Genomic DNA, 23153 nt, shown 5'->3' with positions numbered 1-23153 from the left:
CGCAGCCAGCCTCGGCACCGTCACGATACTTGGACGGTTACCGACATGAGGGGGAAGCGACAGCTTCTCCGCCCCGGCGGGCGCTCAGTGCACGCGGACGATGATCTCGGAGTGGCCCAGCCGGATCACGTCGCCGTCCGCGAGCTGCCACTCCTGGACGGGCGCGTTGTTGACGGTGGTCCCGTTGGTGGAGTTCAGGTCGGACAACAGCGCGACCTGACCGTCCCAACGGATCTCCAGATGCCGCCGGGACACTCCGGTGTCGGGCAGCCGGAACTGTGCGTCCTGGCCACGGCCGATCACGTTGGTGCCCTCGCGCAGCTGATAGGTGCGACCACTGCCGTCGTCGAGCTGCAGCGTGACGGTCGCGGCACCCGTGCCGTAGTCGGCCTGGCCGTAGCCGCCGTAGCCGGCCGGCTGACCGTAGTCGTAGCCGCCGCCTGCGGGTTCGGAGTAGCCCGGTTCGGCGTAGCCGCCTGCGGGGGCGTCGCCGTAGCGGCCGTAGTCCGGCGGAGCGCCGTAGCCCTGGTCCTGCCGCCCGTACGGCTGTCCGCCGTAGCCGCCGTGGTCGGGATAGCCACCCTGGTCCGGGTAGCCGCCCTGATCCGGATAGGCGGGACGGCCGTAGCCGCCCTCCTCGTGGCGGCCGGGAGCCGGGGGACGCCCGTAGTCGTAGTCGGGCCCGGGTGCGCCGTAGCCGGGCTGGCCGCCCTGCAGGGGACCGTAGCCACCCGGGGCCTGGCGGTAACCCTGGTCCGGGTAGCCGCCCTGCGGCGGCGGGCCGTAACCGGCGGGCGGGCGCTGCTCGTATGACGGCGGCGGGTAGCCCTGGTCGGGGTAGCCGCCCTGGTCAGGGTAGCCACCTTGGTCCGGGTAGCCGCCCTGATCCGGGTAGCCGCCCTGGTCGGGGTAGCCGCCCTGGCGCGGGGCGTAGGGATCGCCCTGCGGCGGGTAGCCGCCCTGCTCGGGCGGGGGATAGGGGCCACGGTCGTCCGGGCGGCCGTAGCGATCGTCTTGGGGACGTTCTTGCGGACGGTCTTGCGGACGGTCGTAGTACTCGTCGGCGGGCCTCCCCGGCCCCTGGCCGCCGCGGTAGGTCGGGTTGTCGCTCATCGGTGGTACTCCTGATTCTGCGCTGGACGCACGTACATGGTGTGGTGGTGCGGGTTCGCCAGTGGTCGTGTCGGGATTGACCGCTCCACGCGCGCGAAACTGTCCGGTGTGCAGGGTGGGTGATTGTTCGAACCTGACGACCACATCACCATACGTTTGCCACCCCTGCTCACGGATGTATCCCTCCAAGTGCTTGGCAAAAGTCGCTGACGTGAGGTCTGGGTCGGCGCTCACCTTCTGATAGTCAGGCACACTGAGGGTAATGACGTAGTCGTTTGGTGCCAAAACCTGACCGCCGAGCACTTCGCGTCCGCCGGTGTCGGCCTCCCGCCGAAGCATCGCCTCGACTTCCTGCGGGACGATCGAACCGCCGAACACCCGGGCGAAGGCATCGCCGACCGTTGACTCGAGCTTGCGCTCGAAGCGGTCGACTAGACCCATGTCACCGCCCGCCTCACTCGGTTGTCGTCCGTCGGCCCTGCTCACCGCGACGGGAGCCAGCGTGTCGCCTGGCCACATTGTTCATGTGCATGTTATCGGCCGAGCGCTGGACAGCGGGACCAACAGAACTCTGAGAATCGAATCACCGCAGTTCAGCGCGCTCGATCACGATCGACCGAACGTACCAGGGGGCCAGCCGGTACGGTTGGGGAGCCGGGTGTTGTGCGTGATAGGCTCCCCCGGTTGTTGGGGCGAGTGGCGGAATGGCAGACGCGCTGGCTTCAGGTGCCAGTGTCCTTCGGGACGTGGGGGTTCAAGTCCCCCTTCGCCCACAAGGAGCGGTTCTACGAACCGCAGGCATAAAGGTCACGAACTCGAAGAGGTCGTGACCTTTGTGTTTGGTGGGTTGTTCGTCATGACGGCTGCGCAGCCAGCGGCGACGGGATTTACTCGCGTAAGTCCCGGATTGGGGCCTGCGCGGCCTCATCAATTGCGCTGCGAAGGCCGTCGAAAGCGACTTGTTGCGCCTCACTTTGGATCCGCGCCAACCCGATGCTCCTTTGACCAATCGACTCAACGCTGGACCGCGGCAGGACGTAGAAGTCCCACTGTGAAACGTCCAGCGGATCGTAGGCACCATGTGAACGCGCAGTTTGGACGCAGAAGACGTACACGTCGGCATTGAACGTTCGCTGATCTGAACGCCCCAGCTCTGCGTCCCACTTCGCGGCGTTGAGGCCGCTGAAGGCGATGGTCGACAGCCGGCGCTGCGTCCACGCTTGGAGGTAAGCCGAAGACTTGACTTCAACGCGAGTGCCGGCGGGAGTGAGGACGTCGAAATCATCCCATTCAGGCCGGGGTTCCGCCGCGCCGACGGCTTTCGCTACGAGCCATTCCGCAAGAACGCCTCGAAGGACGTTGGAGCGAAGGTCTCTGGCAGCGTATGACCAGAACTCCCTCACGCTGCGGTCGAGTCCTTTGAAGCGCTCGTCTCCCGTCAGCTCCGGCGCGGGCGGTGGTCGAAAGAGCATGTGGTCGTTCACGGTCCTGAGTCTCCATGCCACCACTGACAAAGGCGCCCATGAGGGTCACTTACGGGTTGGCGACGCCGGCCGGCGGGTACCCGCCTTGCATCTCTTCCCGCGCAAAAATTTCGGTCATCGGCCGGGAATGACTTGCGTGACGCCTGCCTGCAAGTCGGCGTTCTCTTCGCCGGAGATCGAGGTCTCACGATCGAAGGTGGCTGTGCCGTCCGAGTCGATGGTGAAGTTGCCGACCTGATCCTGTTCGCCACCTGTCACGGTGAAACCACGGTGGTCTTCTCCGGCAACGGCTGGGCGCTGATGTACTGCGGATTGACCGTGTAGCGATAGTTACAGCCGGCGGACCCGAAGCACTTCTGCTCGGTCACAATCACCTCGATGATGAAGTCGGCAGCGGTGGGCGGTGCCGCCACCGATGTAGGCGGCGTCGTCGTGACTTCGGGCCATGACGCCGCCGACCCGCTACTTCGCGTGGAGGTGGCCTGGTCGGGCGCAACGCAGCCCGAGAGCCCGGCGGCGAGGAATGGAGCGACGAGAACAGCCTTCAGTGCGATGTGCGTCATGTTCATCCTTCGGGTTGAGGGGATCAGGCGGCGGTGTCGCCGGACGTGTCGGCGATACCGTCGCCGACGGCTTGCGCGTCGGCCAACGCGGCCAGCGCCTCGGAGAGCAGCCGATTGATTCCGGACGTGACTGCGGTGCAGCCCGTTTCGATCTTCTCGGCGTTCTTGTGGATGGAGCCGGCGGCCTTCTTGATGTCATCGATGCGGTCCAGTTGCGCGACGGCCTCGGAGATCTTCTCCTCGGCGGTGGACAGCTGCTCGGCACCGCGGCGGGTACTCGCCGCAATCGCCGCGGCTCGCAGCAGCATGAGCACGGTGCGGATCAGGTCGCCGTCATCGGTCGTCGGGTCGAACGCAAGCACGATGCGTCGTGAACCGATGACGCGAATCGACTGACCCGCGTTCTGCTCGGGGGTTCGGACGAGGCCGAGCGACGCCGCCGCGTGGCGGTTGCGCTCGGCCTCGTCCAGGTACTCGGCCCAACCCCCGCGGGCCGAGTCCGTCATTTCGATCACCACGCGGGCAGTGCCACCGTCGACCGTGAGCAATCCGTCGCCCTTCTTGGAGCGTGGCAGGTGCCCGACGATCGCGCGGGTGTCGGTGTATTCATCGCCCAGTCCGGTAGCGATGCCGGACAGCACGGCATTGACCTGGGTTTCGAAGGTGTCGCCCTTGATCGGGGTGACCTTGCTCAACGTGGTGCGGGCCTCCTGAACTTTGAGCGCGGTGCCAATCTCGTCGATCTTCTGCATGAGCGATTCGTGGTTCTTGCCCATCAATTCGGTCAGCTGTTGCTGACGGAGTTCCAAGCCCGCGGTGTGCTTGGCCATCGGTGAGGTCGGGTCGGTGGGGTCGAACTGCTTGACTGCCTTGGTGACGACCTCGGTGATGCTCGCGGAGCTCTTCGCGTCGAGTTCGGTGCTGAACTTCTCCAGCAGCGGCGCAAGCTTTTCCAGCAGCTCTGGGCTGTCACCGGCGAAGATCTTGCGCACTTCGGCGGTCAGTGCGTTCTTGGCGGCAGCGACCGACTCGGTGAACTCTTTGCGGCTGGTCTGGTCGGCTTCGATGATCGCCTTCTTGGCGTCCTCGGCGGCTTTGGTCACGGTTTTGCCGGCGTCCTTGACGGCGGTCGCGGTGAGTTCGGCGGTCTGGGTCGAGGTCGCCGCGGTCTTCTCGCCGACCTCCTTGATCATTCGCTCGATGGCGCGCGAGTCCTGGGACTGACCGGTGGCCGACAGCGCGTGGGCGCCAATCTTGACGGCTTCGGTGACGAAGCTGGACAGGTCTGCATCAGCGAGAGCCTGCGGATCGTCGACGATGTCGCCGCGCTCGCCGGTGGTCCAGCGCTGCGCCTCCCGGGCGACGTCCTTGTCCTGGACCGTCAGCTGGTGGATCACGAGGGTGTTCTGGTCGGGGCCCAGGTGGGCGCCATTGTGGTCGGTCATGGGTGCTCCTTGTAGGTCGGGCCGCGGATGCGGCGGATGCCATCGAGATTCACAGCCAGACCGAAAGCCGACAATGAGAATCACTGATAAGGCCGCTTATCAGTAAGCGCAATTGCTCGACGTGGACCCATTGCCTACCGTGGGACCGGATGAAGGGAGGCCAGCCATGCGTTCGCTGACGTTGCAGGACGTTGGCCGACCTCGCCAACGTACAGCGCCCCGTCGTTAGCATGTGGCGTAACCGCCCACGCGTTCGCGGCGAATGGGTGCCGTTTCCCAGCCCGGTCGGTCATATCGATGGCATTGAGCGCTTCGCACCCGGCGAAGTGGTGGACTACCTCAAACGCACTGGCCGCGGCAAGAACGCCGACGCCGACTACGACGTCGCCGCCATCGCCGTCCCCGATGACGTGGACATCGAGGTGCTTGTCGTGCTGCTGGCGTGGCGCGCGCTCACCGGGGCGGAACTCGCCGGCACCACCCTGGCGGACAGGTCCCGGCTGGCCGCGGAGTTCGACCCGGAGGACAGCTGTGTGTGCAGTGAGATCCAGTCTATCGAGCCGGCCGCGGCGACGTTAGAGTACGTCGACGACCTTGTCGAAGCTTCCTTCGGTCTGCCCGACGCGCTGATGCGGATCGAGCGTGGCCGGCTGCAGCGGGAACTCGCGCTACGTGAACTGACCGCCGACGCCGTCACGCTCCTGGCCCGGGTGGTGACCGAATGCTCGGTTTTCCTCGGTGCCGAGGAAATAACGTTGCGCACCGACGGGAGCCGGATGTCCTTGTCGGTGGCTGCCGAATCCGGGCTTGCCGTGGTTTCCGATAGCCGGGCGGTGCGGCGCCGGGCGGTGATCGCTGGCACTGCCGTGGGGAGATCCGGGAGCGGCGTGCTGAACTTCGTGTCAGCTGTGGGACTCGACGCAGGGCAGACGCTCGACTGTGCCGACGATCTGGTTCTCGGACTGGAGCCGGGCCGAATCGGCATTTTCGTCGGGCCGGCGGCGGCACTGGCGGACACGTTGGCGGGGGAACTGCAGCGCCGGCGAGCCGATGTGCTTCGTGTCGGCAATGTTGTTGCTGCCGTGCGGCTTCCGCGTGGATTCTGGCGGGAGGCGCATCGGCAGAACCTGGCATTCTGGGTGTGTCTGGGTGGTGCCGATGAGCAGCAGCCTTGTGTCACCGACCTGGCTGCGGTGTCTGAGCCAAACCTCGGCGACTTCGCCGCCGATATCGCTGCCGGGCTCGCGCAGACAGACCTGCGGGCTTTCCGTTACGCCCGCCGGATCGACCGTGCCGGGGTATTGGCTGGCGGACCATTTGTCCCACGAGGCACCCGGGCAGTGCGGCTGAGTTCAGCGGACAGGGGCAGCCACGTGGAGCGGGTGCATGCCGCGACGTTGACGACCACCTCGCCAGTGCGCCCGGTCGATGTGCTGGTCGAACCCTCTCCCGGCAGGCTGAAGCTGCGGTACCGGTCTTTGGGTGAGCTGCGCGACGAGGGCAAGCTGGCCCTCAAACGCGGTAACCGAATTGACCTCGCGCACGCCACACTTGGGGGAACTGTTCGTGTTCTGCCCGCCAATGATCGGATTGCTTTGGATCCGGTTGATGCTGAACAGCTTTACCCACGTTCGACGCGGACCGAGCCCGGGGACGTCGTCTTCGTGGAGAGTCCGCAACCGCAGGCGTGGGTGGATGCGCTGGGTGGTGCGATGGTGAACGCACCTGCTCGCATCCTGCGCCTGGGCCGCACGGCGGACTTCGGTCCGCGGGTTCTTGCCGCCGTCATCAACGAAACCGCCACCGCAGGCTCGGAATGGCCGACCTGGACGGTCCCGGAGATGGCCGCGGACGAAGCCGCGCGGTTGGAGGCAGCGCTCGGCGATATCGAACAGTTCGAGGCCGAGACTCGCCGCCGACTCGATGCGGCCAGAGAACTGAAGACGGCGCTGATCGACGGGGTCGCCGCGGGCGCCCTGACCCTCGACGCGCAACCCACCACGCCCGGCGTCGCCGCGGCGGACCACTGAAAGGCCACCGGTGCCACCGAGGAAAAATGCTGAGCCACAGGCTCCTTCGACTATGAAGGAGCTCAAGGACACCTTGTGGAAGGCCGCCGACAAACTACGTGGATCGTTATCCGCGAGCCAGTACAAGGACGTGATCCTGGGTCTGGTGTTCCTGAAGTATGTCTCGGATGCCTATGACGAGCGTCGGGAGGCGATCCGGACGGAGTTGGAGGCCGACGGTCTGGATGCTGACCAGATCGAGGAGTTGATCGAGGACCCCGAGGAGTATCAGGGGTACGGGGTGTTCGTCGTGCCGCCGGGTGCGCGGTGGAAGTTCCTGGCCGAGAACGCCAAAGGCTTGCCGGCCTCCGGTGGTGAACCCGCTAAGAACATCGGGCAGTTGATCGACGAGGCCATGGACGCCGTGATGAAGGCCAACCCGACATTGCAGGGCACATTGCCGCGGCTGTACAACAAGGACAACATCGATCAGCGCCGGTTGGGTGAACTGATCGACCTGTTCAACAGCGCCCGGTTCAGCCGCCAGGGCGACGGCCGAGCGCGCGACCTGATGGGCGAGGTTTACGAGTACTTCCTCGGCAACTTCGCCCGCGCAGAGGGAAAGCGGGGCGGTGAGTTCTTCACCCCGCCGAGCGTGGTGAAGGTGATCGTCGAGGTGCTGGAGCCCTCGCGCGGGCGGGTGTATGACCCGTGCTGCGGATCGGGCGGCATGTTCGTGCAGACCGAGAAGTTCATCTATGAGCACGATGGTGACCCGAAAGAGATTGCCATCTACGGTCAGGAGTCCATCGAGGAGACCTGGCGGATGGCCAAGATGAACCTGGCCATCCACGGCATCGACAACAAGGGCTTGGGTGCACGCTGGGGTGATACCTTCGCCCGGGATCAACATCCCGATGTCCAGATGGATTACGTGCTGGCCAATCCGCCGTTCAATATCAAGGACTGGGCCCGCAACGAGGAGGATGCCCGCTGGCGCTTCGGTGTGCCGCCGGCCAACAACGCCAACTACGCCTGGATCCAGCACATCCTGTACAAGCTGGCGCCGGGCGGCAAGGCCGGCGTGGTGATGGCCAATGGGTCGATGTCGTCGAACTCCAACGGCGAGGGCGATATTCGGGCCCAGATCGTGGAAGCCGATCTGGTGTCGTGCATGATCGCGCTGCCCACCCAGCTGTTCCGCAGCACCGGAATCCCGGTGTGCGTGTGGTTCTTCGCCAAGGACAAGACCGCCGGTAAGCAGGGCTCGATCGACCGATCCGGACAGGTGTTGTTCATCGATGCTCGTGGAATGGGCGACATGGTGGACCGAGCAGAGCGGGCACTGTCCGACAAGGAGATCGTTGAGATCGGCGACAAATATCATGCCTGGCGCGGCTCGGCGTCGGCGGCATCGAAGGGTGTTGTTTACGAGGATATTCCGGGCTTCTGCAAGTCGGCGACGCTGGCCGATATCAAGGCCGCCGGCTATGCACTAACGCCGGGGCGCTACGTGGGTTCCGCGGCGGCCGTGGACGACGGCGAGCCGATCGACGAGAAGATCGCGCGATTGAAAACGGAACTGCTTGCAGCGTTTGACGAGTCGGCGCGGTTGGAGAAGGTGGTTCGGGAGCAGTTGGAGCGGATCGGTGGGTGAATGGCTACCCCGCACGACGGGCGCACTAGTGGCTGACGGAGCGCTAGTGATCGGAGACGGCTACAGGGCAAAGGTCGAGGAGTTGCGCGGTGGCGGACCGTTGTTCTTGAGGGCGGGAGCTTTGTCGGACAACGGGTTTAGCTGGGCAGGACTGGACGCATTTGACCAAGATGCCCGCGTCGATGGCAAGCTCGGTGCAGCTGGTGACTTGGTCATTACAACTAAGGGGAACAGCATCGGCCGGGTGGGCCGAGTTCCTGACAATGCTCCCCGCTTTGTCTACTCGCCCCATCTTAGCTATTGGCGCGTTGTAGACCGTGCTCAGATTGACAGCGGATACTTGTACTACTGGGCACGTAGTAGGGAGTTTTCGACGCAGCTTCGGCAGTTAGCGTTTGGTACCGACATGGCGCCTTACTTCAGTCTCCGAGACCAGCTGCGCGTCGTTGTGAGCCTTCCGTCGATACCTGTGCAGCGAGCGATTGCGGAAGTACTGGGTGCACTCGACGAGAAGATTGCGGCGAACGAACGGGTGTTGGAGAGCGCAGATACGCTGGCCAGATCAGTATGGAATGAGGCCACATTTGGTGGACAGCTAGTGCCGCTGTCTCAACTCGCAAACTTCGTGAATGGCCGAGCCTTCACGAAAGGTGCGACCGGCACCGGTCGCGTCGTGGTGCGGATCGCGGAACTTAATTCAGGAATCGGTTCCTCGACGGTGTACAACGATATCGAGGTTCCTGAGGAGCATTTGGTTCGCCCCGGGGACTTGCTCTTTGCCTGGTCTGGATCGCTGACCGTTGCGCGGTGGTACCGGCCGGAGGCAATCGTGAATCAGCACATCTTCAAGGTGATTCCGAAGCCCGACTATCCAATGTGGTTGGTGAACCAAGCGATACGTTCAAAGCTCGCTGAGTTCAAAGCTATTGCGAGCGATAAGGCCACCACCATGGGTCACATCCAACGGCGGCATCTCGACGAGCCTGTACCGATTGCGAGACGGGAGTCTGTTGAACGTATCGATGCGACTATGAGTTCCTTGTGGTCAGTTGCCCTCGCGGCTGAGGTCGAGAATCTACGGCTGGCAGCCACTCGCGACGAGCTTCTTCCGCTGCTCATGTCCGGAAGGGTCACAGTGAAGGCTGCTGAGCAGATCGTTGGAGACTCCACGTAGATGCCGTACGAACTGAGTGACAAGTTGGTGGTCGGCGTCGCGTCGAGCGCGCTGTTCGATCTCACGGAATCGGACGCCTACTTTCGCGAGCATGGAGAGGACAAGTACCGGACGTATCAGGACGAGCGGATCGACCAGACACTCGTACCGGGAGTCGCTTTCCCCTTCATTCGGCGACTCTTGAACCTCAACGACCTACGGCCGGGCAATCCGTTGGTCGAGGTGATCATCCTGTCGCACAACGATCCGATGACCGGACTGCGGGTTATGCGCTCGGTCAGGAAGCACGGGCTGCCGATTACTCGATCGGTATTCACACAGGGCCAGGCGCCCTACGGATACATCGAGGCATTCGAAATGTCTCTGTTCCTAACCGCCGATCGCGACGATGTCGATGCGGCAATCAAGCGGGATCTCCCTGCAGGCCATGTGCTGCCATCGACGGCGACGTACGACGATGCTGATCCGTCGCTTCGCGTGGCGTTTGACTTCGATGGGGTTCTAGCAAGCGACGAGTCCGAGCGGGTCTACCGGGAAGCGGATTTAATCGCGGACTACCTCGAGCATGAGGACGTCAAGAGCCACGTCCCGCTCGCACCTGGACTACTGAAGCCGCTTCTCGCTGATCTGAACCGCATCCAAACTCTTGAGGACGAGCGGCGGGCGGCTGACCCGTCGTATGTACCTCGGTTGCGCATCTCGTTGATCACGGCACGAAATGCTCCGGCCCACGAACGTGCAGTTCACTCGATGCGCGATTGGGGAGTGAACGTCAACGACGCGTTCTTTCTCGGAGGTATCGAGAAGTCGAGGGTGCTCGAGGTTCTCGGACCGCATATTTTCTTCGACGATCAGCAGCAACATCTCGATAGCGCGCTTGAACACATCGCTGGGGTCCACATTCCCTATGGCGTTGCCAATGTGCAGGACTCGGCTGACGACGTGGTGCCGACAGCCGACATCGCGTTTCCTCCGCTAGTCGACCTCCAGATGGTGGCCATCACCGAAGAACTGCCCGACGACCTCGAATCCAGCCTGCCGACCATCGCCGAACTCGGGGCCGAACTCGCCGCCGATCCCAACCCAGCAGAGGGACACCAATGAGCGAATTCAGCGAAGCCGAATGGGAATCCGTCGCACTGGAGACGCTTGCGCAGCAAGAGTGGTTGCCGCTCAACGGTTCCGTCATCGCACCGGGCATCGAGAACGGTCGCACCAGCTGGGACGAGCTGGTGCTGCCCGAGCGACTGCTGACCAAGATGCGCGAACTCAACCCCGAGGTGCCCGGCGAATACCTCGAACAAGCCCGTGCGGCGATCCTGCAGCCGTCATCCCAGGACGCCATCGCCGAGAACTACCGGCTGCACCAATACCTGGTCAGCGGCTACCGGGGCATCAGCTATGTGGATTCCGATGGCATCGAACAGAACCCGACGATTCGGCTGATCAGCCACCGGCCTGAGGAGAACGAACTCCTGGCCGTGCAGCAGGTCACCGTCCGCTCCGCCGAGTACGACCGCCGTTTCGACATCGTGCTCTATCTCAACGGGATGCCGATCGCGTTCTTCGAACTCAAGCAAGCCGGCTCCAAATACGCCGACCTGCCCGGCGCGCACGCGCAATTCGCCACCTACCTGCGCGAGTTTCCGATGGCCTTCCGGTTCGCGGTGCTCAACGTCATCAGTGACGGCATCACCGCGCGCTACGGCACCCCGTTCACCCCGCTGGAGCACTACGCCCCATGGAACGTCGACGACGACGGCAAGCCGGTGACCTTCGGCGAACCGGTTGACGACGTGCACCTGGGTACCGAACTCGAGTACTTGATCGACGGCCTGTTCAACCCCGAACGATTCCTTCAGCTGGTCCGAAACTTCACCGCATTCGACGCCGGCGCAGACGGTCTGATCAAACGGATCGCCAAGCCGCACCAGTACTTTGCCGTCACCAAGGCGGTCGGCTCGACGGTGGTGGCCGCCGAAAGCAACGGCAAGGCCGGTGTTGTCTGGCACACGCAGGGTTCCGGCAAATCCATGGAGATGGAGCTCTACACCCACCTGGTGGCCCAACAACCCAAGCTCAAGAACCCCACCGTCATCGTCGTCACCGACCGCAAAGACCTCGATGGCCAACTCTATGCAACCTTCGACCGCTCAAGGCTTCTGGGCGAATCGCCGATCAAGGTCACCAGTCGGGCCCAGCTGCGCGATGAACTGTCGAACCGTTCCACGGGAGGGATCTACTTCACCACGCTGCAGAAGTTCGGCCTATCCAAGGCCGAACGCGAAGCCGGCGCCGACCATCCGCTGCTGACTGACCGCCGCAACCTCATCGTCGTCGTCGACGAAGCGCACCGCAGCCACTACGACGACCTCGACGGCTACGCCCGGCACATCCGCGACGCGTTGCCCAACGCGGTATACATCGCCTTCACCGGCACCCCGATCGCCGACGCCGACCGTGACACCCGCGAGGTGTTCGGCCCCGACATCGACGTCTACGACCTGACTCGCGCCGTCAACGACAAAGCCACGGTGCCGGTGTATTTCGAGCCCCGGCTGATCAAGGTCTCTCTCGCCGCGGGCGTCACCGAGGACGATCTCGATAAGGCGGCCGATGAGGTGACCTCCGGACTCGACGACGTCGAGCGTGATCAGATCGAGAAGTCGGTGGCCGTCATCAACGCCGTGTACGGCGCACCCGATCGGCTCGCGGTACTGGCACGCGACATCGTGGAGCACTGGGAAGCCCGCTCGGCCGAGATGCGGAAATTCATCTCCTGCCCGGGCAAGGCATTCATCGTCGGCGCCACCCGTGAGATCTGTGCCCAACTCTACGAAGAGATCATCAAACTCAAACCCGAATGGCACGACGACGCCGTCGACAAGGGTGTCATCAAGGTCGTCTACTCGGGAAGCGCCAAGGACCAGGGCCTGGTGGGCAAGCACGTTCGCCGCGACGCACAGAACAAGACCATCCAACAGCGACTGCGCGATCCCGATGACGAACTGCAGATCGTGCTCGTCAAGGACATGCTGCTGACCGGGTTCGACGCGCCACCGTTGCACACCCTCTACCTCGACCGCCCCCTGAAGGGCGCGCTGCTCATGCAGACGCTGGCCCGCGTGAACCGCACCTTCCGGGAGAAGCCCAACGGTCTGCTGGTCGCCTACGCGCCACTGGTCGAGAACCTGAACAAGGCGCTGGCCGAGTACACCCAGACCGATCGGAAAGAGAAGCCCGTCGGCAAGAACATCGACGAGGCTGTCGCGCTGACCGAGACGCTGATCGCCCAGCTGGACGCGCTGTGCAGCGAATACGACTGGCGATCCAAAGTGGCTCAGCCGCATGGCTGGATGAAGGCCGCCGTGGGGCTGACAAATTACCTGCGCTCACCGGCAACCGCCGGAAACCAGGTCCCCGAGGGGGAGGCGACGCTCGGAGACCGGTTCCGCACCCTGGCCAATCAGCTCTCGCGGGCCTGGTCGCTGTGCGCCGGCAGCCAGACGCTCGATGCACTGCGCCCGACCGCCAAATTTTACGAAGAGGTCCGGGTGTGGATGGCCAAGTTCGACGCCAATGACCGGCAGGCCTCCGGAAAGCCGGTACCGGAGGCGATCCGGCGGATGCTCGAATCACTGGTGTATGACTCCACGGCCTCCGACGGCATCGTCGACATCTACGACGCGGCGGGGCTGCCGAAGCCCTCGCTGTCCGATCTCACTCCGGAGTTCGAGACCAAGGCCGCCGCCGCGGGCAACCCGCACCTGGCGATCGAGGCGCTGCGCGCCGTGATCACCGAAGAAGCGGTACGTGCCACCAAGAGCAACGTGGTACGGCAGAGGGCGTTCTCCGAACGTCTCACCAACCTGATGCGGCGGTACACCAACCAGCAGCTCACCTCGGCCGAGGTGATCGCCGAGTTGATTGAGATGGCCAAAGAGGTTGCCGCCGAAGGGAATCGGGGGGCGCACTTCAGTCCGCCGTTATCGCATGACGAACTGGCGTTCTACGACGCCGTCGCGCAGAACGACTCCGCCGTCGAACTGCAAGGTGAGGACGTGCTGGCGCAGATCGCCCGCGAGCTCGTTGGCGTCATGCAGCGCGACACCAAGACCGACTGGACCGTGCGCGATGACGTTCGGGCCAAGCTGCGCTCGTCGATCAAGCGACTGCTGGTGAAGTACAAGTACCCGCCAGACAAGCAGCCGGCGGCGATCAAGTTGGTGATCGAGCAGATGGAGGCGCTGGCGCCGGGTTACGCGGAAGCGGCGGCATTGGCTTCAAGGCAGTCGCCCGGCTCGGCATCAACACATTCCCAGGGTCGAGGCGTGTCGGAAGGGTGAGCACCCTTGAGCTGACCGCAAGCCGATCGTGATTCTGCGGTGGATGCTCCATTTTCACGCCGAGGAGCGCCGATTGAGTTGACGCACGAGAGGTCGGTACTGCCCGAGGGCGAGGGGAAAGTCCTACTTCGGCAATCAGAGCTTGTAGATAGGTTGACTACTCTGCGAATTGCTCGTAGCGACGATTCGTTTGTGGTGGTTGTCTATTCGTGCGCATACGGCCCAGAGGTAGAGCAATGCGATGATGCATACCGCCCCACACGCGATCCAAACAATCGCCAGAATGTGCCCGCTGAACTGCGCAATAGTGGCAGCAGCGGCAACGAATGTGAGCCCTGACGTCAACATCACGACGGCCCGAGGTACAGACAGAAGCTTCGATCTGACCTCATGTTCGCCCTCCCTGACGACGTAGGCCGCAATCAGTGAGGGGATGACAATCAGGATGGCAACCGCCGGATCTGTGCTGTGATCGACGATTTTGCCTAGAACGTTCCCGGTCCACTGCCCAACCGCCCCGCCGACCAGAACTAGGGCGCTTAGCAGCGTGCCAATCAACGCTGGCGTCCTAAACCCTGTAATGGTTGGTCGAATCCCGACGATTACCTGGTGCAGATCCGAACTCTGCCGTCCAGACGTATAGACCAAGGCGCGTTCCGGCGTGACGCGGCCTGTGAACTCGCTTCCTGATGGCTGTGGCGTGAGTGGGCCGGAGTCGAGCGTTTCCGCCACCGCGACATCGACGCTCACCGCGAAGACGCCGCCGGGGGAGGAAATGCGAACATGCTCGCGCTGCGCACGGCCGATACTGGGCGTCTCGATCCCGATGTAGATCTCGTTCCAACCCAAACGCTCAGCCATGGTCCACTTATCGAAGTCCGCGGCTGGCTCGCTCTCGATGGTCCGGTACTTCACGATGGTCGGCGTTCGGTCACGTCTGACGCTGATTATCGGCATGTACTGCGTGGTGAACTCAGCGATCCGGCTTACGAAGCCGGCATCGGCGAATAAGGTCTCCCGCCAGAATTTGATGTCGGCGTCGGTGACGTTGTAGCCCGGCTTGAGTTGCCAACCCGGTACCTCCAGCCGACCTGGCGAGCGGCTCGCGCGCGCAATCACTGCCGCGTCTTCGGTCGAGGCCGGATGACGAACAATGTCGTGAAGTTTCTGCAGCGCGCCGGAACTCAGCCTCGACGCGTCTATGCCACTGCCTTCCGCGGTTGCCAAGAGCATCGCGAGCGCAGCATGGCTGTCTTCGTCACTGGTCACCAGAGACATCGTTTGGCCATCTTGGTCCACGACGTCAAAATCGATCAGCAGCCGTTTCTTGAAGGAAGCGATGGGAACGTAGAGATTCGTGACATCGGAAACACCGGAATCGGTCGCCCGCTTCGCAAGGTCATCGACATCGATATCCAGTGAGACCGCACGTTCGAAGCGCACCGTATTGATTACTTCGACGGTCTCGACCCGTCGTCGCACCCAGCCCGGATCTGAGAGCAGGCTGTGGAAGTATTTTCCCAGCGGCTTACACGCAGGCCACTGCGGGAGGTCACCTGGTAGATCCACCGCCCCGGTCCCCCGACTAGCCGTCCTAACTAGCGGGAACCAGCTTCGACGCAGTCTCCCGCGAGACGGCAGCACCCTCGGCGGATGTAACCTTCACGATTCCGCGGCTCCCGTGCTTCTCAAGCCGTTCACGCAGCCTGCTCTCTGCGGGATTGCTAGCTGGTTGGGTCATTTCTGGCTGTTGTCCTTCATCCGAAGCCCCCTGGATACGACGAGTGTAAATCCTCTACCCATATGCCCTGGTAGGTACCCCGCTACGCGCTAGCAGTCACATCTGCGATTCACCAAAATCGCATCAGTCACTCTAGTCCCATCAGTCACACGCACCTATAACAGAACGATCTCACATCCGGCGCGGTTTGGATACTCAAACCGTTAGACACGCCCACACGCGCAGACACGACGCCGCCCGGCGCCATTGGCGGGGATCCGGATCCGTGGCTTCGTTCTTTGCCGACAGCCCTTCGGGGACTTCCGCCCAAATCCCACCGCATAGGCATCACGGCGTCGAAGACCTCCTCAGCGGCCCGGTGGACGGACCGGTCTCCAAAGCATCGTGTCCCATCTGGCCGTACGCCCGGAACGCATCAACACCATCCCAACGGACCTTCAGCCGCGCCGGCGGCACCCACTCCTGACAACCCTCGAAGGTCTCATCGACCCATCGGACCAGCACCCGTGATGGCCGCTGTGTCCCCAGCTTCAGGACGTCGACCTGCACGACCTCCTCGATACGTCGGACGCGATAGGCCCAGAATTCGCCCACCTGAGCGGCATGCTCCGCGGTACCTAAGCAGACCCGCTCCGCCCTACCCCGCGCCTGCGGCGAGGTGCCACTAGTCCTGCATTGCTTCCTGATCAGCTCGATAAGCGCAATCGTCAGCGTGCATCTGTTGGCGGATCCGGGCGACGCGTTCAGCGCGCTTGGGATCGGCCAGCATTCGATCGAGGTAGGCGCTACCGCGGTCTTGGAATTTCATTGCTGGTTGCCCTCCTACGGCCAGCCCACCCGTTCGCGGTGCCGACGGGGACTATCACAGGGCATCGTTGCTCGAAGGCGAGCATTGTGCAAGCTCGTTGCCGTGGTAGTGGCAACTCCTTGATAAGCCGGCCTGCGCGCCGCAGCACCGTCGGTTTCGTGAGGGCGTTCAGATGACAGATCCATCGGCCGAGCGGGTCTCCGAGCTATCAGACGACGACCTGCGTCAGCGTTCAGACGTGGATGCTGGATACATTTATGGGCTGACTGTTGAGGATCTCGATAGGGCGGCGACGGCTGCAGCCGATGTCGTTGATCCGGCGATTATGGAAGGCGCCTGGCGGTAGCACTAGCTGACGTGTCGTTCGCCAGAGTGCTTCGTCCTGCCAGTCGGTGACGCGACGACAGCCACTCATTCGGTCGCGATGCCATCCGAGCACATCGCGATCGTCGCGTGCGCCGACGACACGCCGAGCGGCGCTTTCTTTCTGTTGGGGTAGAGATTCCGTGCAGCGCGCACGATCGGATCGTCCGCAGAATCTACACGAAATATGCTTTCGCACAACGTGTTTACCTATATCGGCCCCCGAAATCCGCATGCCGATATAGAACCCAAAGCTCTTGAGAAGCAACGGATTACAGTGCAGATCGATATTGCCAGAAACGGGTGTAGCCAATGTTCGGCTATATTCGCGCCACGAGATCTTTCGGCCTTCTCCGGAGTGATCCGGACCCCACGGCAGAGGTGGTTTGCGATGGCTCGACCGGTGATGAAACGCCGCGAGCGTGTGCGCGTGGAGTTCAGCTTAACCCCGGAGCTGGCTGCCCGAATCTATGACTATGCCGATGCCCAAAGTCTGACGTTATCCCAAACGGGGGAGCGTCTTCTTGCCGGGGCACTGCCTCACCAAACAGATACCAGTTCCACGCAGTGCTCTGGCGCGGACTCGCCGGCATCGGCAGACAGGACGTAGGCGGGGCCGCTTCACGACGACCGCAATCAAGGGAAGGACGCCCGAATAGGTAGCTCTTAAACGGTTCTCGCGCCGAAACGCGAACATTCACCTTGCTCGGCTTTGCCGAGCCCAGAAATGCCAAAAGCTGGGGGGCAACCCAGCTTCGGCGTTCATCAAGAGTCTCTCGGCTCTAGACCCCTCAAGGAGGGATAGGTGTATTCCACCGTGCACGAACAAACCTGTCAACCGTCCACGCCGGATTGCCTCGACCGAATCCTGGGGCCGAGGTTGCTGGGCGCGAAGACGCCCAACCGAAACCGTGAAGGCCGACCAGCTTGCGACTGTTGGTCAATCGGGGCGAGCACGGCCCGCTGATGGCGCGGTTCAAGAAGATGACCATCGCGGCCAGCCCACCGGTCAGCCCTCAGGCGGCTGCTCACGGTCCCGCCGCGGAGTCAGCGGCGAAGACAACAATGCTCGTCGCTCAATCCGCGGTGAGGGAGCTTCCCGCGCTGCCACCGTCGGAGCATGACCGGCTGGCCACACTGCTGCGCCAGACCGTCGGTGCCGACGATCCGGAGGTCGCGCGCGCAGCGATCACGGCGGCCGCGACCCTGCGGTGTCAGGTGCCGTTCACCAGCGCCGAACAAGACCGCAAAGATGTCGGCCACGTGGCTCGTTTCCTGGTGTGGGCGGCGTTCGGCGATGTGGTCGACCCGGTACGGGCGTTTACCAGGGCCAACGTCGACGAACACCTGGCCGCCACTGCCACCGCCAGCAAGCGATCCGCTGACCAGCGCCGCTACATCCTGTACCGGACGGGCCGTCGTCTACATCCACAGCAGTTCCCACCCAGGATCGGTACGAATGCGCTTGCGCGGCCGCGTCACCCGGTGGCCAGCCATGCCGAGATCGCGCGCCTGCGGACGCTGATACCGCGGCTGCCGGCACGCCTATCACAACGGACGCAAGCACTGCTGGACCTCAGCTACGGTGCAGGCGCCCGGCCGGCGGACTTCCGGAGCCTGCGCGGCACCGCGATCACGACCACCACCGTCGACGGTCGTGCAGTCGCAGTTGTGGCGTTGCCGAATCTTGGCGGAGGTGTGCGGCAGGTGCCGGTCTGGGACCGCGAGATCGGTGCCCGGCTCGTGGGACTTGCGGCAGGCCTCGGCGACCGCCTCATCTTGGCCCCACACGCCGTTGCCGCTGAGCGCAACATCGTCAACCGGGTCGGTGAGCAACTGCGCAACCACGGCCACCCCACCATCGATCCGGTTGCGCTGCGGAATCGGTGGGTGCTGGATCTGGCCGAACGCATCCCGGCAGTACTGCTGCAACAACTCGCCGACCTGTGCGAACTGCGGATCCTCGTCGATGAACGCAGCCTGGTGACCCAATACAAGCTGCGCCACGCCATCACCATCCTCGACGAGGTACGGCGATGATCCGGAACCGACAGCAGCTGTCCACGATCGCCGACGATGTATTCGCCACTGCGCTGGAGACGATCGTGAAATCCGGTGCAGCACAGAGCATCGAAGACTATTACCGCCACACCGCACAGCCGGGCGGCCGCAAGCCCGTAGGGATTACCTACACCGTGACCGGGGTGCTCGTCGCGCTGCTTGTGCGATTCATCATCGGGCGCCCGTACAGTCTGCGGGGCACCATGGACACCCTCGGCGAATTCAGCGCCAATCAGCTCGCCGCGGTCGGCATGGCAGGACAAGACTGCACCGCCATCAGCACCATGGCAGACACCGAGTACAAACGCTTCCACCGGTTCTGGAGCTTGCGCATGCAACCCCTGGACCCTGACACAGATCTGCCCGCCCGGCGGATGACCAACGCCGAATACACCGCCCGCCTCCACGCCCGCAGCCCCGAGGACCATGCCCGCAGCGCCGCGGCCAATCAACGACTGACCGCAGTGATCAACGATCTGCTCTACGGGTCGATCAGGACCGTTGCCCCACCCGACTGCCACGGCGACGTCGTCGTCGACGAAACAATCATCAACACCGCAACACCCGACGGCATGCTGGGCACCCGTCCAGAGCGCTACCGCGGCGCATCCTCGGTAGCGCGGTACTGGGCCCGCGACAAACGCGGCCAAATCAAACAACCCGGCATCCCAGGAGAGATCAAATCCAGCGGATTCGGCATCGGAGCCACCTTCGTGTCCCGGGTCGCGCGCCGCGACGCCCTGCACGCCCAGCCCGCCCTGTTCGTCGGCATGGACGTCCACGCCCCGACCAGCGGCAGCGTCGAGGGCCTAGCGACCGCGTTGACCCACGCTCGCCGCAACGGTGTCGATGGCCGCCGCGAAGGTAGGAGCGGCCGATCTCGGCGACCGCTGCTCACCGCCGACATGGGTTACAACCCCAAGAGCGGATTCGCCGAACTCATGCTCAAACAAGGCTTCTCACCGGTGGTGCGATACCCGAAACACTGGACAGTCGAATACCCGAGCGCCTCACCGCCGGGCGCTCCCGACGGACCCGAACCCGGACCCCTGCAGTACGCCGGCGCGTTCTACTGTCCCGCGGTGATCAAACGGATCACCGGCCACCGCACTCCCAGCACCGAAGAACTGCTTGCACAAGACAATTTCGGAGCCCACGATCGCCGCTTGCAAGCCATCTATCCCTTCCTGATGGGGCTGCACTCAAGGCCTGTAATGACTGACTGCCGCTTCGGTCGGCCAGCACTTGCCGCCACGCCACCGAAGCGGGTCAAGATCCGGCAGGTCTGCCCTGCAGCTCTGGGGACAGTCATGTGCCCGCACAAACCCGAATCGATGCATACCGAGGTCAGCGGACTGCCGATGGCCGAACCAGACTGGCCGGCTGACGCCATGGCGTGCTGTAGTAACTCCAGCATCACCGTCTACCTCACCGACGGCCAGCTCAAGATGGCCCAGTGGGACCTTGTCCCCGGCTCATGGGAGCACACCCTCTACTTCGAAGCCGCCCGATCACTCACCGAACAACGATTCAGCCAACTCAAGTCTCGCCACGTCGCCGGCCTGGACTCACTGACCACAGGGCCGCGCAGGACGCCGATGATCAAGATCGCCATCGCGTTGGCCGCCGCGACCGTCAACATCCGCGCCCAACAGAACCACGACCCCAAGATGGGGCGCACCGAAGCCATCGACATCCGGCTGCGCCAACTTGCCGCCGACCTCGGACACCCACCCACACCGACGCCCCGACGCAGCTGACAAACCCTTCTCGCAGGTAGGCGGACTGGCTCCTTCGGTCAGCCCGTTATTGGTGTGTTCGACGCGAAAAAGGTTGTGGAAATTTCGGCCGCGATACAGCAAGTTCGGGCAGGACCGGCAACGCAACGTTGGCCCGCGTTCTTCAGCTTCCGACAAGCAGCCGATCCCGCAGGCCGACGCGAGGCTCACCAGCCATCACGACGCCACAGCCAGATCGGCCTCTGCGCATCGAAAAGGCTGTGGACAAACCCGTAAAACCCAGTGGAAGCGACCGCAGAAACCCATACTGACCAGCACAACTGAACCGCCCACAAGCAAGAGCGGTTCTACGAACTGCGACGCATGAGGTCACGAACCAGAAATGGTTCGTGACCTTTGCGTTTGGTGGGTGTGCGCCGCCGGGGTGCGACTTCCTATCAAATCCGGGGTGTTGTCGCGCAGATCCCCATAATCGGTGAAGCGCGCCTGATCGACCAGGGTCGGGCCGAGGCTTCAAAGGGGTTGTAGGGGCGTGGCGAAGAAGCTCATCACCCATGTCACGCGCCGCAAGGTCTTCGACACCATCAGCCTGTCGAAGGTGTTGTGGGAGGGAAGGTTGGAAGAACCGGACTTCTTGGCGCGAATCTATGACTTGGATTCGATGCCAAGCACGGATTCGAGATATAAGTCCGCCGCCGGTGACATTTGGCAGCATCGCGTCAACAACCCTCAAGACTGGCCGGACGACTGGATATTCACCGACAGCCGCTTCGGGTTGCAATACGGCGATGATGAACTCGTCCTGCGATTCCTCGCGGAGACGCTGCACCCGGTCGTCAGACCTGATGAAGAGGAAGCTGCCGAACTCCTCAAGTCATTCAACGAAGCACTGGCGCGGGACGGCTACGAGCTCTACCCGGCTGACTGGATCAGTGGCCATGCCGTCTACGGATGGCGTCGCCGGGAGTCGTTTCATGGCACAACCCCTGAACTTCGGCTCCGTGAACGTGAGCTTCTGACCGATCCGGAGGTGCTCGAAGAGCATCTTGTCCGCATTCGTGACAGCCTGGCCTCGGATCCGGCCGCGGCGATTTCGTCGTCGAGAATTTGGTAGAGAGCCTCTTCAGGATCATTCTTGATCGCTCAGGCGTGGCGTACGGGCAGCGGGAAGACATCCCTCAGCTCTACCGGCACGTTGCCGATCTGCTTGAGCTGAAATCGGATTCGGTTCCTGAGAGCGCGAAGGGTAGCGAGTCTGCGCAGCAGATCTTGCGGACTTTGGTCACTACAATTCAGTCGTTGGCCGAGTTGCGCAACGAGCTAGGAATAGGCCACGGGCAGTCGAAACGCAGCGTGGCGCTGACGAGGCACGCGCGATTGGCGCTGAACGCAACAGTGACTGTCGCAGAGTTTGTACTGGACACGTGGCAAGCGCGAGTCGCCTCGGGAAGACTAACGCCAAGGTGATAGGGCGGATCGATGAGGGCGAGCGGGCTGGAGAACCACACCCCCGCACATTGTTCTGATAGGCGAGCAACCAGGAAGCCGGGAGTTTGACCGCAGGCAAATGTCAGCTCCGGTTGAATCCTGAGCAGCCTGCTGCGGTTGAAAAGTGAGCAGGTTTACGGGGTTGAGTCTGCCTCACGGTCGGCTTCGACGGAGGGCAGTGTGTCGATCGCGGTGTGTTTGATGCGGTAGCTGGCGCCTTTGAGAGCGATGACGTCGGCGTGGTGCACGATCCGGTCGATCATGGGTGAGGCGATCGTGGCTTCTCCGAAAACCTGCCCCCACCTGGAGAACGGCAGGTTAGAGGTCAGGACGATCGAGGATTTCTCGTAGCGGGTGGAGACCAGTTGGAAGAACAGGTTGGCCGCTTCGGTGTCGAACGGGATGTATCCGACTTCGTCGATGACGATCAGCCCGTAGCGGGATATCTTGCGCAGTTCGGCAGCGAGGCGGTTGGTGCGATGCGCTTCTGCCAGCCGGGTGATCCAGCCAGTGGCCGGGGCGAATGCGACCCGGTGCCCGGCGTGGGCGGCAGCGATCGCCAGCGCGGTCGCCAGATGGGTCTTGCCGGTGCCTGGAGGCCCGAGCAGCACGATGTTGCGGGCTTCAGCAGGCCAGCCCCCGGCCTCTAAGCCCGCGATCTGAGCGCGGTCGACTGCTGGTTGAGCGGTGAAGTCGAAATCGGTGATCGTCTTGATTGCCGGGAATCCTGCATATCGGACGCGTTGGCGGGCACCAGATTCAGCGCGGGCATTGGACTCCACGGCCAACACCGCCCCGAGGTAGTCCTCCAACGACCAGTTCGCGGCCCGGCCCTGCTCGGCCAGCCGCTGGTAGTGCGCCGCGATCCGCGGCGCCTTCAACAGCCGGGCCTGGTGGGCGATCAGCTTGTCCGCCTCACCAGGAGCCGGCGCCGTGCGTTTGGTGGTGGGCATCAGGCCACCTCCCCGGTCCCGAAGACCGTGTCATAGGCGCTCAGGTCGGCCACCTCAACATCGACCTCGAGGTGGCGGCCGGCCGTGGGCCGGGTGCGGTACTGCTCACGCAACACCGCCGCAGCCGCCACATGCGCCGGATCAGAGACCAACCCCAACGGTGTGATGCAAAGCGGCGACCCACCGACTTGGGTGTAAGCCTGCCGACC

At 63.4% G+C, this 23153-nt stretch carries 19 protein-coding genes and 1 tRNA gene; 11 read left to right on the top strand and 9 right to left on the bottom strand.

Translation table 11 applies throughout. The features are described 5' to 3' along the window. Positions 1 to 84: 84 nt before the first annotated feature. Entirely contained in the window at positions 85 to 1554 is a 1470-nt protein-coding gene (locus CEX87_RS10815) for an FhaA domain-containing protein (protein ID WP_094287103.1), read from the bottom strand. Between the two features lie 249 nt (positions 1555 to 1803). Here CEX87_RS10815 and CEX87_RS10810 point away from each other — a divergent pair. After that, positions 1804 to 1886 (top strand) — tRNA-Leu (locus CEX87_RS10810). A gap of 114 nt (positions 1887 to 2000) precedes the next feature. On the opposite strand, the gene CEX87_RS10805 is transcribed toward CEX87_RS10810, so the two are convergent. The 4 genes from CEX87_RS10805 to CEX87_RS10795 all read right to left on the bottom strand — a co-directional run bounded on the left by CEX87_RS10805 (position 2001) and on the right by CEX87_RS10795 (position 4605). Then, the gene (locus CEX87_RS10805; protein WP_099962229.1) at positions 2001 to 2597 is read right to left on the bottom strand and encodes a hypothetical protein; all 597 of its coding nucleotides are present in this window, start codon (positions 2595 to 2597) and stop codon (positions 2001 to 2003) included. A gap of 114 nt (positions 2598 to 2711) precedes the next feature. Then, positions 2712 to 2855 (bottom strand): hypothetical protein, encoded by a 144-nt coding sequence (locus CEX87_RS27515; protein WP_233151339.1) that lies wholly within the window; start codon positions 2853 to 2855, stop codon positions 2712 to 2714. Further along, positions 2852 to 3160, bottom strand: coding sequence for a hypothetical protein (locus tag CEX87_RS10800; protein ID WP_233151338.1), 309 nt, complete (start codon positions 3158 to 3160; stop codon positions 2852 to 2854). The genes CEX87_RS27515 and CEX87_RS10800 overlap by 4 nt, the downstream gene beginning before the upstream one ends. Before the next feature lie 23 nt (positions 3161 to 3183). Next, positions 3184 to 4605, bottom strand: coding sequence for a Fis family transcriptional regulator (locus tag CEX87_RS10795; protein WP_094287084.1), 1422 nt, complete (start codon positions 4603 to 4605; stop codon positions 3184 to 3186). 191 nt (positions 4606 to 4796) lie between these two features. Here CEX87_RS10795 and CEX87_RS10790 point away from each other — a divergent pair, with 191 nt between their 5' ends. The 5 genes from CEX87_RS10790 to CEX87_RS10770 are packed head-to-tail and all read left to right on the top strand — an operon-like array spanning position 4797 to position 13791. Continuing rightward, complete coding sequence (locus CEX87_RS10790) at positions 4797 to 6635, top strand: hypothetical protein (protein WP_233151337.1); 1839 nt, start codon at positions 4797 to 4799, stop codon at positions 6633 to 6635. A gap of 10 nt (positions 6636 to 6645) precedes the next feature. Next, positions 6646 to 8271 carry a class I SAM-dependent DNA methyltransferase gene (locus CEX87_RS10785; RefSeq protein ID WP_094287083.1) on the top strand — a complete coding sequence of 542 codons (1626 nt, stop codon included), beginning with the start codon at positions 6646 to 6648 and terminating at the stop codon, positions 8269 to 8271. A gap of 46 nt (positions 8272 to 8317) precedes the next feature. Beyond that, a complete protein-coding gene (locus tag CEX87_RS10780; protein ID WP_142301083.1) occupies positions 8318 to 9445 on the top strand; it encodes a restriction endonuclease subunit S in 1128 nt (375 codons plus the stop codon). Further along, a complete protein-coding gene (locus tag CEX87_RS10775) occupies positions 9446 to 10549 on the top strand; it encodes a 5'-nucleotidase (RefSeq protein ID WP_094287081.1) in 1104 nt (367 codons plus the stop codon). Then, complete coding sequence (locus CEX87_RS10770; protein WP_094287080.1) at positions 10546 to 13791, top strand: type I restriction endonuclease subunit R; 3246 nt, start codon at positions 10546 to 10548, stop codon at positions 13789 to 13791. Before CEX87_RS10775 ends, CEX87_RS10770 begins: the two co-directional genes overlap by 4 nt. A gap of 135 nt (positions 13792 to 13926) precedes the next feature. Here CEX87_RS10770 and CEX87_RS10765 read toward each other — a convergent pair whose 3' ends face one another. Together CEX87_RS10765 and CEX87_RS10760 are read right to left on the bottom strand one after the other, a co-directional pair. Beyond that, positions 13927 to 15360, bottom strand: coding sequence for a hypothetical protein (locus tag CEX87_RS10765; RefSeq protein WP_142301082.1), 1434 nt, complete (start codon positions 15358 to 15360; stop codon positions 13927 to 13929). Between the two features lie 499 nt (positions 15361 to 15859). Continuing rightward, a complete protein-coding gene (locus CEX87_RS10760; protein ID WP_094287078.1) occupies positions 15860 to 16126 on the bottom strand; it encodes a hypothetical protein in 267 nt (88 codons plus the stop codon). Positions 16127 to 16512: 386 nt separating this feature from the next. Between CEX87_RS10760 and CEX87_RS27210 the strand changes: the two genes are divergently transcribed. The 5 genes from CEX87_RS27210 (at position 16513) to CEX87_RS27960 (ending at position 21970) form a co-directional block, all read left to right on the top strand. Then, positions 16513 to 16686 (top strand): hypothetical protein, encoded by a 174-nt coding sequence (locus CEX87_RS27210; protein ID WP_158220765.1) that lies wholly within the window; start codon positions 16513 to 16515, stop codon positions 16684 to 16686. Between the two features lie 953 nt (positions 16687 to 17639). After that, positions 17640 to 18743 carry a hypothetical protein gene (locus tag CEX87_RS10755; protein WP_142301081.1) on the top strand — a complete coding sequence of 368 codons (1104 nt, stop codon included), beginning with the start codon at positions 17640 to 17642 and terminating at the stop codon, positions 18741 to 18743. Then, positions 18740 to 20524: a hypothetical protein gene (locus CEX87_RS10750; RefSeq protein ID WP_094287076.1), complete on the top strand. Its 1785-nt coding sequence runs from the start codon at positions 18740 to 18742 to the stop codon at positions 20522 to 20524. Before CEX87_RS10755 ends, CEX87_RS10750 begins: the two co-directional genes overlap by 4 nt. A 511-nt stretch (positions 20525 to 21035) precedes the next feature. Continuing rightward, on the top strand, positions 21036 to 21617 hold the full coding sequence (locus tag CEX87_RS10745) for an AbiJ-related protein (protein WP_094287075.1): 582 nt from the start codon (positions 21036 to 21038) through the stop codon (positions 21615 to 21617). Between the two features lie 35 nt (positions 21618 to 21652). Next, on the top strand, positions 21653 to 21970 hold the full coding sequence (locus CEX87_RS27960; protein WP_158220764.1) for an abortive infection family protein: 318 nt from the start codon (positions 21653 to 21655) through the stop codon (positions 21968 to 21970). Positions 21971 to 22125: 155 nt separating this feature from the next. Here the strand turns inward: CEX87_RS27960 and istB are convergent, their stop codons facing one another. Further along, complete coding sequence (gene istB, locus CEX87_RS10735; RefSeq protein WP_094287073.1) at positions 22126 to 22944, bottom strand: IS21-like element helper ATPase IstB; 819 nt, start codon at positions 22942 to 22944, stop codon at positions 22126 to 22128. Then, entirely contained in the window at positions 22944 to 23102 is a 159-nt protein-coding gene (locus CEX87_RS26945; RefSeq protein WP_416171900.1) for a hypothetical protein, read from the bottom strand. The genes istB and CEX87_RS26945 overlap by 1 nt, the downstream gene beginning before the upstream one ends. Between the last annotated feature and the right edge of the window lie 51 nt (positions 23103 to 23153).

The organism is Mycobacterium lehmannii (assembly GCF_002245535.1).
Lineage (GTDB): Bacteria > Actinomycetota > Actinomycetes > Mycobacteriales > Mycobacteriaceae > Mycobacterium > Mycobacterium lehmannii.
The sequence above is the reverse complement of the archived record's forward strand: the minus strand, read 5'-3'. Positions and strand labels throughout refer to the sequence as shown.

Coding starts and splice junctions, on each gene's coding strand:
- CEX87_RS10815 (WP_094287103.1), bottom strand. CDS start 1,554: ATGGGTCTAGTCGACCGCTTCGAGCGCAAGCTCGAGTCAACGGTCGGC.
- CEX87_RS10800 (WP_233151338.1), bottom strand. CDS start 3,160: ATGACGCACATCGCACTGAAGGCTGTTCTCGTCGCTCCATTCCTCGCC.
- CEX87_RS10795 (WP_094287084.1), bottom strand. CDS start 4,605: ATGACCGACCACAATGGCGCCCACCTGGGCCCCGACCAGAACACCCTC.
- CEX87_RS10775 (WP_094287081.1), top strand. CDS start 9,446: ATGCCGTACGAACTGAGTGACAAGTTGGTGGTCGGCGTCGCGTCGAGC.
- CEX87_RS10770 (WP_094287080.1), top strand. CDS start 10,546: ATGAGCGAATTCAGCGAAGCCGAATGGGAATCCGTCGCACTGGAGACG.
- CEX87_RS27210 (WP_158220765.1), top strand. CDS start 16,513: ATGACAGATCCATCGGCCGAGCGGGTCTCCGAGCTATCAGACGACGAC.
- CEX87_RS10750 (WP_094287076.1), top strand. CDS start 18,740: ATGATCCGGAACCGACAGCAGCTGTCCACGATCGCCGACGATGTATTC.
- istB (WP_094287073.1), bottom strand. CDS start 22,944: ATGCCCACCACCAAACGCACGGCGCCGGCTCCTGGTGAGGCGGACAAG.